Source organism: Anaerostipes rhamnosivorans (genome assembly GCF_005280655.1).
In the GTDB taxonomy this organism is placed as follows: Bacteria; Bacillota; Clostridia; order Lachnospirales; family Lachnospiraceae; genus Anaerostipes; species Anaerostipes rhamnosivorans.
Genome location: NZ_CP040058.1, coordinates 1776833 through 1790401 on the forward strand (window position 1 = coordinate 1776833; position 13569 = coordinate 1790401).

A 13569-nucleotide genomic window follows, 5' to 3' on the forward strand; every position below is an offset into this window, starting at 1 on the left:
TCGGGATGTTCTCATTTATTTCTCTTCGTCTTCTTTTTCTACCTGGCGAATTTCTTTTGTTTTAATTTCTTTTTTGACCGCAGAAAGGAATTCATCTAAGGACATCTGCCCCTCATCTCCCTTAAAACGGCTTCTTACGGAAACGGCCTGGTTTTCTTCTTCTTTTCCTCCCACAACTAGCATATATGGGATCTTATGAAGCTGTGCCTCCCGGATCTTATAACCCATTTTTTCAGCCCTGGTGTCAATCTCAGCGCGGATGCCGGCTTCTTTTAACGCATCCAGCACCTTGTTTCCATAGTCTAAATGCTTGTCAGAGATCGGAATGACCTTCACCTGCACTGGTGCCAGCCAGGTTGGGAATGCTCCTGCGAAGTGTTCGATCAGGATACCGATAAACCGTTCGATGGAACCAAAAGCAACCCTGTGGATCATGATCGGACGGTGCTTCTCTCCGTCTGCTCCAGTGTAATGGAGGTCAAACCGCAGAGGAAGCTGGAAGTCTAACTGAATGGTTCCGCACTGCCATGTTCTTCCGATGGAATCTTCCAGATGGAAATCAATCTTCGGCCCGTAGAATGCTCCATCCCCTTCATTGACTACATAGTCAAGTCCAAGATCATCCAGTGCACTCCTCAAAGAATCTGTAGCCATCTCCCAGTCCTCATCAATTCCCATGCTGTCTTCCGGCCGGGTGGACAATTCCACATGGTATTTGAATCCAAACAGGCTGTAAACCTGGTCGATCAACGCTGCGACGCCTTTGATCTCATCTTTGATCTGCTCCGGCATCATAAAGATATGGGCATCATCCTGTGTAAAACAGCGGACACGCATCAGTCCGTGGAGCTGTCCGGATTTTTCGTGGCGGTGTACCAATCCCAGTTCTCCCATACGCAGCGGCAGGTCACGATAAGAGCGTGGCTCTGACTGGTATACTAAAACGCCGCCTGGGCAGTTCATAGGTTTGATGGCAAAGTCTTCTTCATCGATGACCGTTGTGTACATATTTTCCTGGTAGTGATCCCAGTGTCCGGATGTCTCCCACAGGTGCCTGCTCAGCATGATCGGACTGGAGATCTCTACATATCCTGCTTTGTTATGGATTTCTCTCCAGTAGTCCAGCAAAGTATTTTTAAGCACCATACCATTAGGTAAAAAGAATGGGAATCCCGGCCCTTCATCTCTCATCATAAAGAGTCCGAGTTCTTTTCCAAGCTTTCTGTGGTCACGTTTTTTCGCTTCCTCCATCATGGTCAAGTAATCTTTCAGATCTGCTTTTTTTGCAAATGCAGTTCCATAGATACGGGTGAGCATCTGATTCTTTTCATTACCGCGCCAGTAGGCTCCGGCGATGCTTGTGAGCTTAAACGCTTTCACAGGCTTTGTTGTCATCAGATGAGGTCCTGCACACAGGTCAATGAATTCACCCTGCTGATAGAAACTGATAACGGAATCCTCAGGAAGATCCTCGATGAGCTCGACCTTGTACGGTTCCTTGCGTTCCTTCATAAATGCGATTGCTTCTTCTCTTGGTTTCGTAAAACAAGTGATCTCCAGATTTTCTTTTACGATCTTTTTCATTTCTGCTTCGATCTTCTCCAGATCATCCTGTGTAAATGGAGTATCCTTCTCCATGTCATAATAAAATCCATTGTCGATAGACGGCCCGATAGCAAGCTTTGTCTCCGGGTACAGGCGTTTTACAGCCTGGGCTAAAATATGGGATGCAGTATGGCGAAAAGCGTGTCTTCCCCCTTCCGAGTCAAAGGTAAGGATACTCAGCTCGCAGTCATCCTCTACAATCGTCCTTAAATCCACGACTTCCCCGTTGATCTCCCCTGCACAAGCAACTCTTGCAAGTCCTTCACTGATATCCTTTGCGATATCAATGACAGACATGCTCTGGCCGTACTCTTTAACAGATCCATCTTTTAATGTAATCTTCATAGTATTTTTCCTTTCTTGTATTGTAATTAAGAACAAAGCAGCCTTCCTTGGCACATCGTGTGCATCATGCCCGGAGGGCTTTTTTATTCCATAGGGAGAACATTCCTATGGAATAAAAAAAGCCCCATGGAAAAATCCATGGGACGTTATTCACGCGGTTCCACCCTTGGTTGCCTGCTTCATATCGTAAAGCAGACCACTTCGTTGACGATAACGGTGTCGGCCGGGCTGGTTTGCAGCCGCTCGGAGGTGGTCTTCATCTGTTTTAGTACTTAAGATGCTCTCACCAAATGCATCTCTCTCTGGAAGACTTTCACAGATTACTCTTCTCTTCAACGCTTTTTTATTTCCCACATATTATAACACTGTTAATTTGTGAAATCAATCCTTTTTCATAGCAAAAAAATTTAGCTGCCAGAAACAAACTTATCTCTAATCGTTCTGAGTGATCCCCTTTCCGACATTGGGAGATCCCGCTGAGTAAACCTGGTCTGTCAGAAAAAGTCCCAGCAGCATAGAACAGACAAAAACCATGACTCTCGGCTGAAGTCTCTGTATCATATTGTCAAGAAACGGCGCCAGGACGTATACAATGGCCAGCCCGCCAATACCGAAAACAAGCAGGCCTTCCGCGCAGACCCTGCCGTGGATATTCAGAAAGTATCCGCTGTAATCCCACCATCTTTGCCCGTGATGCATCGTTTCCAGAAAGACAGAAGTAAAATATTCCACACATCCGCAGACAGCCACGATACTGATAAATTCCAGAATCGGTTTTTGTCTCAGTTTATTTAACAGTGTCAGGATCAAGATTCCGCCGGCTCCGTAGATGGGAATCCAGGGACCGTGAAGGATTCCCCTGTTGGTAAAAACACCGCTGGCGATTAAATGCAGGCTCACTTCCCAAATCCAGCCCAGAAAGGACAAGATAAAGAAAAGCAGCGTCAATGACCATAAGGTATAACGGCGCATATAATGCAGAGTCTCAATTCTGCGGCGTTTTTTGCTTTCCGGCATCATACTCAGCCTAGTGGGATAAGAATCTTTGTCTGCCGCATTTTTCATGGCCTGGATGTGAAGCTGCTCTGTCTGGTATCGTTCATATTCTTTTTCGGCCTCTGTGTTGATCAATACGATGCCAAGATAGTCTGAAAAAAACCTGCTGAGCTTTGTGCGGCGGTCCTTAAATTGACTAGCTGCTTCTATAATCTGGAGTACATCTCCATATGCAGATTGAATTGCTTGTTCGTCTGCTTTCTCAAACAAATATTTGTCATTGAGCAGCTCTGAATTAGGGATTCCTTTTTCCTTTGCTTTATTTCTTAAGTATGTATAGTATTCACAAAAAGCCGCCGTCCGGTAGGCATTGGAGTAAAAAACTGCACTCAGGCCAAGTGTCATAAGTTCCAGCAGCCACCAGCCCAGGAAGGACATTTCAAATAAAAAACACTGCCACTTATGTCCGTTCATCATCTCTCTGGACAGCCGGATTGCATCCCGGGATTTGATCGACGGATTTTCTGCCATGATGTAAGGCACGAGGTAATAGGAATACTTTTTTATGATGCCCCCTATGACCGTAAAAGACCACAGAAACAGAAAAATAGAAACGATAAGCATCGTCTTGGACGCACGGAGCCATTTTTTTACCCGTAGCAGGAATAACACACGCTGGGCCGGAACTTTGCGGTAAATACGCCCTTCCAGAAACATCCTGCGGGAGATGACGGCGAAGGTATTGACAATGAGAATCCAAAAGGATAAAACAGCAGCCAGGCAAAAAACCAGTAATATGGCTAGAGTAACATTCTGAGAGCCAAACAGGGAATTCATACCCGATGCCAGTGTGACCAGGAGAGATCCAGAGGTGACGCCATTGAGTATCTGTGCAAAGACTCCTCTGCTCCGTCCGAATGCGGGGTTCTGCTTTTTGGATGCGTCGATATGTTCTTTCTCAATCTTTTTGGAAAGCTTTCTGCCGGATTCGGTGTCCCCTGCCGCGATATCCTCTGCCACATCCACAACACCTTTTGAAGTGGCCACTGTGCCGGATACTGCTGCATGAGTGAACTCCGTAGAATATGTTTTGATGGATTTTATCGAGTCAGAAAACTCGGAACCAAGGAATGCGGAAACAAGACAGATGGCAAGAAATAGAGCGTAATGCCTTTTCACCGTCTGTCTGGCTTGTTTTTTCATTTCTTTTCTTGTCAAGATCTTATCTCCATATCCGGACCACATAAGCCTGGCGGTTTAAAGGGTCTCTTTTTTGATAGTCAAAGAGCAGGAGGGTTTCCTTCCGGCTCCCGTCCCCCGCAACATCAAACTGGAACTTTTCGATGTGGGACATCTTCCGCAGATTTTTATTGGCATAGGCAGAAAGTTCCCGATTCTTTGGAAGTATATTGTCATAGAGATCATACAGCTCGTCTTTGTTTACCGTGTATTCCCCGGAAAAAGACGGCCTGTTTTTGATATTTTCTCTTAAATATAAGTCGTAGGTTAACAGTTCCCGGTAAAGCGGAAGACTCTCATTCCCTGCATACCGGCAGATAAATTCCTCCAGTATCTCATAGGAGGCGATCCGGGAATGATTCATCTTGTGATATCCCTTCTCCTCATAAAAATTCCCCAGACACTGATACATGTGAAAGGGCGAGGAGAACTCATGCTCCAAATATTCCATTGTGTTGGCAAACTGCCCGCTGTTATAATAGATCTCCACCATATTCTCTATGGATTTCAGAGTCATCATATCCTCATAGGGAAGCCATTTGGTATACAGAACCTCATAGGGAGGCGTATCCTTGTATACAAGGCCATATTCATGCTTTTTCTTTTCCATATGGGAGCCTTTGAGCACCTTTAAAAATCCCAGCTGAAGCTGTTCCGGCCTTACCTTGTAAACGTCATTAAATGACGAAGCAAAGCTTTGCAGGTCCTCATATGGAAGTCCTGCGATCAGATCCAGATGCTGGTGGATGTTGTGCCCCTCATTGATCTTTTTGACGATTCCTGCCACCTTCTTAAAATCCATTGTCCGGTGGATCTCACGGATGGTCTCAGGATTTGTGGATTGAACACCGATCTCTAATTGGATCAGGCCGGGACGCATGTCTGAGATCAGCTGCAGTTCTTCTTCATTGAGCAGATCGGCTGCCACTTCAAAATGAAAGTTCGTGACTCCATTGTCATGTTCCTTGAGATACCTCCATATAGCCATAGCATGTGTACGATTACAGTTAAAAGTCCGGTCAACAAACTTTACCTGGGGAACCTTGTGGTCAATAAAAAATTGGAGCTCTTTTTTTACCAGGGAAAGATCCCTGAACCGAAGGCATTTATCAATGGAAGAAAGACAGTAGCTGCAGGAAAACGGGCAGCCGCGGCTGGATTCATAATATATGATCTTATGCTGAAAGTCCTCCATATGGTCATATACAAAAGGGACCTTGCTAAGGTCCATCACCGGCCTCCATGGATTGTCTGTGATTGTTTCTCCGCTCCTCCAGGTGATGCCGTCAATCTGTGAAAGATCATCTTTTTTGCCGTGATAATAGTCCATCAGTTCCAAAAAGGTCTCTTCCCCTTCTCCTTTGATTACTCCGGTGACCTGGGGAAAACGTTTCAGCACATCTTGGGCATCATAAGATACCTCCGGGCCGCCCAGCCAGACTGGCAGGGCGGGAAAAAGCTTTTTGATCTCCCGGAGGATGCTTTCAACATATTCTATATTCCATATATAGCAGGAAAAGCAGAGTAGATCCGGCTTTTGTTTATATAGATCCATCAAGATATCGTCTGTCTGCTGATTGATCGTATATTCCGCGATGGTAATCTCCTCCCGGTAGGGCTTTGCATAGGCCCGCAGGCAGTAGACAGCCAGATTGGAATGAATGTATTTTGCGTTGATTGCAGTAAGTATAACCTTCATCTTGTCTCCTGTATTTATATGATCTCTGCCCCAAACGGCATCAATGCTAATTTTGCTATCTTAAAGTGCTGAAGCCCAAACGGGATGCCGATGACAGTGATGCACAGAAAAGCCCCCATGATGGCAGAACCGGCAGCCATGGGAAGTCCTGTGACGATCAGCCAGATGATATTTAACAGCATGGAGCCGGCACCTCCGCCATAGCGGACCTCTTTGCCGAACGGCCAGAAGCTTAAGGATGCAAACTTAAAGCACTGGATACCCACCGGGATTCCCACGATGGTAATGCACCAGAGACATCCTGCAAGGCACCATCCCAGTCCGCTTACAAAACCTCCGCAGATAAACCATAATATATTTCCGAAACAGCCCATAATATCTCCTCCTAATCTCTTGTTCTTTTACTCTTAAAGTAAATGAAATCATCAATGGCAGCAAGGATATCCTGAAAATCTTCTCTTGGTGCCAATTCAATATATTGTCTCAGAAGTTCCCGTTCCTCTTTCTTATAAGGACCGTAAAAAATATCAAACAGGTTATGTCCCCGCAGATAAATCTTGATCTCCTCCATATGAGCTTTGACATCATCAGGGGATGTCAGCGTTCTTCCGAGCACCTCCATCAAATGCCTGCCGCTCTTAAGACGGTGTAAGTATTCCTGCCACTTCTGAAACAACGTTTCATAAAATTCTTCCTCTGTATTGATAAGGTTTAATTTTACCATAACTGCAGGATTCAGAAAATAGTTTTCAAAGGAATAGTATTTCAAGATCAGCACATTTCTCCTGGTAACTTTAGGAAGAGGGTCCACATCGGATATGCTCCGCTCGTCGTAATACCTGCAGAGCTGTTTTCCCAGGACATCCGGATCTTTTCCGTCGCTGTCCCGGATCATTAAAAACTGGTCCTTTAGATAAATCTGGTTCATATATTTTAAGTTTGCATAGGTCTTGATGTTGGTGCAGCTGTTTGTGGTTATGATAGCGATTCGCTTTAGCCGTCCGTCTTCATCACAGACCTCAGAGTAATAACGCTCCAGCAAAAGAGGAAGGCGGCTTTTGTCCTGTTTTCCTTCCACGATAAAGACAAAATTCACATCCATCAGGTCCGCGGCGGTGTAGCCCAGATCATTGAGGATGACTCCCAGATCTGTTTTTTCCCGTACAACGGAATAGGCATCCTTATCAAGAAGAATCTGTCTGATCTGGCGGCTGTTGAAGTTAAAGATCAAGTTCGGCGCATGGGTGGTGAACATGACCTGATTCTTTTCGGAAAGCTTGTAAAGAAGGTCTCCCGCCGCCTTCTGGAGCTCCGGATGCAGGTAGATCTCAGGGACCTCCATCATGATGATACACGGGATTTTAGCGGATTCCTCCACATAGGCTTCCAGCAGCGACAAAATATAGATGCTCCTTATGCCCTTTCCCTGCTGTTCCACGGTCCTGGCCCCTTGGTGTTCTCTGCTGTAGATCATGGAACGGACCTTAAGCAGAGCATTCATGTCGTAGTTCATATAATAAAATACATCGCCTACTCCTCCATTTTTGTGGAAACTTTTATTGACCTTTTCCACAAAACGGTCCAGATTCAGGTGATACAACTTGTATTCAAATAACTTGGACGTCTCGAAGGCGTTTAATTCCTCCGGCATTTTCTGATGGATCAGACCGATACACTGAAAGCAGTGGGTGCACTGCTTCTTCCTGTCAAACATGCAGCAATCGGAGCGCATCTGGGTCAGCAGTTTATCCTCCTGGCTGATGAACAGATCTTCCTGGATCTGGGATATGTCCCGCTCCGTGTCCATGTAATAGATCTTTGGAAAAACTTTCGGGATATAGGGATTGTTTTTCTGGAATCCATCCTGATACAGGATCCTGCCATTTCTGTTGGCTATGAAAGAGAAGGTCAGGCTGCCATCCTGAAATGATGGGAGGCGTTCCCGGAAATTCTTCTCCCATATCTCATATCTCTTATAGTGACTTACGATCCCTTCTAAGTGGAGAAGCTTTAAATCCTCCTGGGTGATGGAAAGGCTGATGCCGATCTCGATATTCTGTCCTGATGAGTGGAAATCATCTTCCGTGATCTCGTACTGCCCTCCGGCTGCCCGCACGGCATCTAAGACAGAGCTTTTTCCCGCGTTATTTTTGCCCACCAGAATCAGAGCATTTCTGATATTGGTCAAATGCATGGTTTTAATGGATTTAAAGTTGTGAATAGAAAGGCTGGTGATCTGCATAAAGAATTCTCCAATCACATAAATATATTCTTATTCTATCATATATCCTGTTATGGAAGTACTTCATCTTCCCCATGCGCAGAAAGTTCTTTGATATCACAGATGAGAGATATACGAAACAGCTTCTGTACTGTCTTCTTTCTCTTGGAATAAGAAATCAGTACCCATTCGTCATCAGAGTCTATCAAAATTCCTTTGATCTGGTTCATAATATCAACAGATGCCAGGGGTTCCTTGACCGTGATCTCACAGAATCGCCCTTTGCACCTTACAAGGGTCTGTTTGATGGATGCCTGTTTTTTCTCATCAGCAGGTTTTTCTTTTTTCTGTTTTTCTAAATTGGAAATGATATAGACAAGCAATCCGATCACTACAAACAATAAAAAAGTTGTCATATATCTTCCTCCATGAATTCAAAGCCGTTCACCGCAGACAGATCGATCAATTTGACCACAGTTTCCTTTTTCAGCAGATTGCCTTCTTTTCTTCTAAGATACTGCACCCGGAGCCAGTCTTCATTCACGTCCAGAATCTTAACCTTATCATTTCCGCCGATATCCAGCGTTAAGGATAAGTCATCACAGTCAATTCTGCATGTCTTTCCAATCAGCTGCCGGAGCAGGTGGAGGTCCTTTGGTTTTTCTTCTTTCGTGACAACCTCCACTTCATTCCCTGTCAAATCATCCAGGCTGATATGGTACAGTTTTGCAAGTTCCGCCGCTTTATCTAAGGATGGCATTCCCTGGCCGCACTCCCAGTTAGAGATGGTCTGCCTGGTAACGGATAAAAAATCGGCTACTTCCTGCTGGCTGTATCCCTGTTTCTTTCTAAGTTTTAATAATTTTTCTTCTATCATACAAACGGTGCTCCTTTCCGTGCCATCATTATATTGAATCCCACAACAAAGTACCAGCAAATCTGTTTGGAACTTTGTCAAATTTTTTTGGCAAGCCTGAAAAACACAGGAAGATAGTACAGTCCTGTAGCAGTTATCATGCCTCCGCACAGAATCATCAGGAAGATCTGGATGGCCCTTGGCATTCCGGGAAACAGGAGAAAAAATCCCATGCTCCAGTAGGTGATCATGGTAGCCGCCTTGCCGATGAAGGCTGCTCCGTCCAGCTTTTTTCCATTGAGCTTCATGGCGGCCAGGTTGCCCAGAAGCATATACAGTTCTTTGACAATAAAAACGAGAAATAGGTACTGGAAACCATGGATTCTGTGGATCAGGCAAAAGATCACCGCGCCCAGGGTAAGTTTGTCAGCCACAGGGTCCAGAGCCTTGCCAAGCTCCGTGACCTGGTGAAGCTTTCTTGCGGCAATTCCATCAAAGAAGTCTGTGACACCTGAGAGAATGAGAACAGCCAGGGCCTTGTATGTGTCTGTCACAGAATGCGCGTTGATATAGAGATAGATAAACACAGGGACCAGCAGAATGCGAAAGTATCCCATAAGGTTCGGTATAGTAAAAAGATCTTTTTTCTGAAACATTTGGATGGCTCTCTCTTTCTAGTTTTTCTCTCTTAAAGTCACTTTTTTTGCCGCCTGTCTCCGCTTCGTGTCAGACATGGCAGAATAGTGTTTTCTGGTAGTATTCACATCGTTATGCCCCAGGACTTCGGCCACCAGGTAAATATCATCGGTTTCCTCATAGAGAGCTGTACCATACGTACTCCTAAGCTTATGAGGGGTGATCTTTTTCAGCGGCGTCACCTGTTTTGCATATTTTTTCACCAGGTTCTGCACGGCCTGAACACCGATTCGTTTCCTCTGCATAGAATAAAACAAAGCATTCTCATGCCCTTCTCGGGGGATTATTTTGCCCCGGGAGCCTTCTATGTACTGAAGCAGCGCGTCTGCCACCTCGTCCCCAAAATAGACGGTCATTTCTTTCCGGCCTTTTCTGATCAGATGAAGCCCATTGTTCTTAAAATCCACATCGTTCATATCCAGTCCTACCAGCTCTGAAACACGAATACCAGTTCCGAGAAGCAGGGTTATGATAGCCAGATCCCGTTCTTTTGTTTTTTCATAGTACATCCGTTTCTGCCCGGTTAAATTATCGCCGCCTCTCTCGATAAAGTCCAGAAGTGAGGCAACCTCATCCACCTCCAGGCGGATGATCTCTTTTTCATGGATTCTTGGCATATCCACGAGAAGGGTTGGATTGGTCTTGATCAGCTGGCGTTTATAATAATAGGCATAAAACGTTCTCAAAGAGGACATTTTGCGAAAAATTCCCCGTTCTGTGTTCTGCATCCGTTTGTCATCGGATATATAGGTTTTTAAATACTCCATATATTCTTCCAGGTCCACTGATTCAATCCTATCCAAATCTTCAGGTTTGAAATCCAGTACCGTATAATTTTTGTATATGGGGTTTTCATCCATCAGAAAGTGAAAAAACACCCGCAGGTCATACGCATATGCGATCCGGGTCCGTACCTGGGTCGTGGTATCGATCGCCCGGAAAAATTCCTTTGAAAAAGGAGGCAGTGTTCGGATCAGTTCTCTTAGCTTTAAGGTCTGCTGCATGCTCAGTTCATCATAATAAGATTGAGGTTTCATAATGTCTTTAAGCTCCTTTCCGTGTCAAGTGTTCTGAATCATATTATAGCACAAACCTGTCACTGGCTGACGAATCTTTTTATCCATTTGAGTGCCTCTGAGAGCAGTACGACTGTAAGACCGGTAAAAAGAATTTTGATCCACATACTGAAATCCAGGGGAACCGTGCCGAAGACAATTCCCCCGAATTGGGTGATGAAAAACTGCAGCGCAAACGTCCCTGCAAACACCCAGAGCATAAGTTTGTTATTTCCAATATTTTTAAAGATACTCACATCCGTAAGCTCCCGGCTATTTAAAGCATTAAAAAGCTGAAATACCACAAACAGGGTAAATAAGATGGTGGGCTGCTCTGCGTCGCTGCCTCCCAGGAAACGGAGCCAGTGCTGTGCCATAAAGACAAAGGAGATGTAAAGGCCGTTGACGATAATCCGTGAAAGCATAGGCTTTGTTACGATGCTTTCGTTCCTGGGAGTGGGACTCTGGTCCATCAAATCCTTGCGGATAGGTTCCAGTCCTAAGGTCAGTGCCGGCGGACCGTCCATGATAATATTGATCCATAAAAGCTCCAGTGCGGTGAATGGAGCAGAAAATCCGGCGAGGATGGACGCCAGGACAACAAAAACAGATGATAAATTGACGGTTAGCTGAAACTGTATAAATCTCTGGAAATTCTCATAGATTCCCCTTCCCCATTGTATGGCTTTTACTATTGTTGAAAAACTGTCGTCTAAAAGTACGATATCGCTTGCTTCTTTGGAAACCTCTGTGCCAGTGATCCCCATGGCGATTCCCACGTCGGCATTTTTTATGGCAGGAGCATCGTTGATCCCGTCCCCGGTTACTGCAACGACATTGCCCAGCTGCTTTAAGGCATTTACAACGCGCATTTTTACAGTCGGAGTACTTCTGGCGATGACCCGGATATGGGGGATTTCCTTCATTAACTCCTGATCTGACAAGACCTCTATATGCTGGGCTTCCACAACCATATGGTCCTCATCCAAAAGCTTCAGCTCTGCTGCGATAGCAGAAGCCGTCAGGATATTATCCCCGGTGAGCATTTTCAGTTCGATCCCCGCAGCTTTACACCTGGCTGCTGCCTCAAAGACATCCTGTCTTACCGGGTCCGTGATGGCGGCAAACCCGTCAAAGATCATATGGGATTCCAGAAGCTTCCGATCTAACTTATAATCCATAGGAGCTTCCATCTCTTTATGGGCAAATCCAATGACCCTGCACGCTTTTCTCTGGAAATATGCAATCTGTTCTTTCGCGGCACTGCTCTCTTCAGGGGAAATTCCGCACAATGACATAATTTTCTCAGGACTCCCCTTTGAAAACACCTCAATGCCCTCATCTCTTTTTATAACCGTCGTCATATATTTGGATTCAGAAGAAAACGGATACACATACTGAATCTCCGTTTTTTCCCTAAGATCAGTATAATTGGTACCTGCCTGCCGGGCCGCCGCCAGAAGGGCACATTCTGTGGGATTTCCTATAAATTTTACCTTATGGTCTTCCACCTCTATATCAGCGGTGCTGTTGATACAAAAATTCTGTATCAGATGCCTATCATCTAATTTCTCTGTTTTTTTAAGTCTGCCCTGGCTGAAAATATCCGTCACGGTCATGCGGTTTTCTGTAAGTGTACCAGTTTTATCTGAACAGACTACATTGATACAGCCCACGGTCTCACAGGCGATCATTTTTTTGACTAGAGCATTTTGTCTGGACATCTTTATGATGTTGACTGCAAGGGAAACGGCAACAATGGTTGGCAGCCCTTCCGGCACTGCTGCTACGATCAGGACAATACTGGTGATAAACGCGTCGGACACTGTATCCAGAGAGGCAGTGCCATTCATGAGAAAGACTGCCAGCTGTATCAGAAATACAACAGCTGCGGCAACTGAACCTAGAACCGTGATTTTTTTGCCCAGGGATGCCATTTTTTCCTGAAGCGGCGTGCTGCTGTCGTCTGTAGATGACAACTCCTTCGCTATTTTACCGAATTCCGTCTGGTCTCCCACGCTGGTCACCAAAACGGTGCCGTGGCCTCCGGTGATAAAACATCCGGAATACAGGACGTTTCTGCGTTCGGCAACAGGAAGAGCCGGATCTTGATAAACAATGTCAGCTTCTTTATGTACTGGCATGCTTTCACCGGTAAGGGCGGATTCATCTGCCATCAATTCGCTGGACTCCACAAGACGTCCGTCTGCCGGAAGCTTGTCGCCGGTCCCCACACAGAGGATATCGCCCACAACAATTTCCCGCTGGGGAATCAGACAGACCTTCCCGCCGCGCACTGCTTTCACCGGGGTGTCTTCCCCTATTTTATTCAACTCCTCGAAGGCCTTTGCGCTTTTTCCTTCCATAACAACGGTGATGGCTACAGACAGCGATATGGCAACAAAGATACCGATACATTCCAGAAAGTCTGCTTCTCCTCCAGAATAATATCTGGTGATGTTGACTCCCAGCGTGATAAAAGCGGCTGTCAAGAGCATGATCAGCATAGGCTCCGTGGACGCTTCCCATATCCGTCTCACAAGGGATACCGGTTTTTCACGGGAAAATGAATTTTCACCGTGGATCTTTTTGCTTTCTTTTACCTGGGGGCCGGAAAGCCCCTTTTCCTTCTCCACGCCCAGCCGTCTGAGCGTCTCCTGTGGAGATTCCATGAATATGTTCATCTTTATCCTCCTGTTGTTTCCTGCAATGTTTTGTTTCCTGGAATCAAGCAGGCAAGCCCGCTCAAACAATATAAAAAGACCCAAGTACAGCCGATCATGCTATACTTGGGTCCAAAAGACGATATATAACTGGTGACGGCTATACATGAGTCTCGTTATTTAAGACAAGCCAG

Annotated in this window: 10 protein-coding genes and 1 other annotated feature; all 10 genes read right to left on the reverse strand. The window is 45.4% G+C overall.

Annotated elements, in window-relative coordinates; translation table 11 throughout:
* Positions 1 to 15: 15 nt before the first annotated feature.
* On the reverse strand, positions 16 to 1950 hold the full coding sequence (gene thrS, locus AR1Y2_RS08815; protein ID WP_137328632.1) for a threonine--tRNA ligase: 1935 nt from the start codon (positions 1948 to 1950) through the stop codon (positions 16 to 18).
* A 136-nt stretch (positions 1951 to 2086) separates the two neighbouring features.
* Positions 2087 to 2295: a binding site (T-box leader), on the reverse strand.
* Between the two features lie 87 nt (positions 2296 to 2382).
* Positions 2383 to 4164: a DUF975 family protein gene (locus tag AR1Y2_RS08825; protein ID WP_243118895.1), complete on the reverse strand. Its 1782-nt coding sequence runs from the start codon at positions 4162 to 4164 to the stop codon at positions 2383 to 2385.
* Positions 4165 to 4168: 4 nt separating this feature from the next.
* On the reverse strand, positions 4169 to 5884 hold the full coding sequence (locus AR1Y2_RS08830) for a B12-binding domain-containing radical SAM protein (RefSeq protein WP_137328633.1): 1716 nt from the start codon (positions 5882 to 5884) through the stop codon (positions 4169 to 4171).
* A gap of 14 nt (positions 5885 to 5898) precedes the next feature.
* A complete protein-coding gene (locus AR1Y2_RS08835; RefSeq protein ID WP_024727534.1) occupies positions 5899 to 6258 on the reverse strand; it encodes a YccF domain-containing protein in 360 nt (119 codons plus the stop codon).
* An 11-nt stretch (positions 6259 to 6269) separates the two neighbouring features.
* Positions 6270 to 8126, reverse strand: coding sequence for an ATP-dependent nuclease (locus AR1Y2_RS08840; RefSeq protein WP_137328634.1), 1857 nt, complete (start codon positions 8124 to 8126; stop codon positions 6270 to 6272).
* 50 nt (positions 8127 to 8176) lie between these two features.
* Positions 8177 to 8521 (reverse strand): hypothetical protein, encoded by a 345-nt coding sequence (locus AR1Y2_RS08845; protein ID WP_137328635.1) that lies wholly within the window; start codon positions 8519 to 8521, stop codon positions 8177 to 8179.
* Entirely contained in the window at positions 8518 to 8982 is a 465-nt protein-coding gene (locus tag AR1Y2_RS08850; RefSeq protein WP_137328636.1) for a helix-turn-helix transcriptional regulator, read from the reverse strand. The genes AR1Y2_RS08845 and AR1Y2_RS08850 overlap by 4 nt, the downstream gene beginning before the upstream one ends.
* Positions 8983 to 9059: 77 nt before the next feature.
* Complete coding sequence (locus tag AR1Y2_RS08855; RefSeq protein WP_137328637.1) at positions 9060 to 9617, reverse strand: CDP-alcohol phosphatidyltransferase family protein; 558 nt, start codon at positions 9615 to 9617, stop codon at positions 9060 to 9062.
* A gap of 18 nt (positions 9618 to 9635) precedes the next feature.
* Positions 9636 to 10694 (reverse strand): tyrosine-type recombinase/integrase, encoded by a 1059-nt coding sequence (locus AR1Y2_RS08860; protein WP_137328638.1) that lies wholly within the window; start codon positions 10692 to 10694, stop codon positions 9636 to 9638.
* 59 nt (positions 10695 to 10753) lie between these two features.
* A complete protein-coding gene (locus tag AR1Y2_RS08865) occupies positions 10754 to 13396 on the reverse strand; it encodes a calcium-translocating P-type ATPase, PMCA-type (protein WP_137328639.1) in 2643 nt (880 codons plus the stop codon).
* Positions 13397 to 13569 lie beyond the last annotated feature (173 nt).

Excerpts from the sequence above, each read along its gene's own strand:
- thrS (WP_137328632.1), bottom strand. The coding sequence starts at position 1,950 with ATGAAGATTACATTAAAAGATGGATCTGTTAAAGAGTACGGCCAGAGC.
- AR1Y2_RS08830 (WP_137328633.1), bottom strand. The coding sequence starts at position 5,884 with ATGAAGGTTATACTTACTGCAATCAACGCAAAATACATTCATTCCAAT.
- AR1Y2_RS08835 (WP_024727534.1), bottom strand. The coding sequence starts at position 6,258 with ATGGGCTGTTTCGGAAATATATTATGGTTTATCTGCGGAGGTTTTGTA.
- AR1Y2_RS08840 (WP_137328634.1), bottom strand. The coding sequence starts at position 8,126 with ATGCAGATCACCAGCCTTTCTATTCACAACTTTAAATCCATTAAAACC.
- AR1Y2_RS08845 (WP_137328635.1), bottom strand. The coding sequence starts at position 8,521 with ATGACAACTTTTTTATTGTTTGTAGTGATCGGATTGCTTGTCTATATC.
- AR1Y2_RS08850 (WP_137328636.1), bottom strand. The coding sequence starts at position 8,982 with ATGATAGAAGAAAAATTATTAAAACTTAGAAAGAAACAGGGATACAGC.
- AR1Y2_RS08855 (WP_137328637.1), bottom strand. The coding sequence starts at position 9,617 with ATGTTTCAGAAAAAAGATCTTTTTACTATACCGAACCTTATGGGATAC.
- AR1Y2_RS08860 (WP_137328638.1), bottom strand. The coding sequence starts at position 10,694 with ATGAAACCTCAATCTTATTATGATGAACTGAGCATGCAGCAGACCTTA.
- AR1Y2_RS08865 (WP_137328639.1), bottom strand. The coding sequence starts at position 13,396 with ATGAACATATTCATGGAATCTCCACAGGAGACGCTCAGACGGCTGGGC.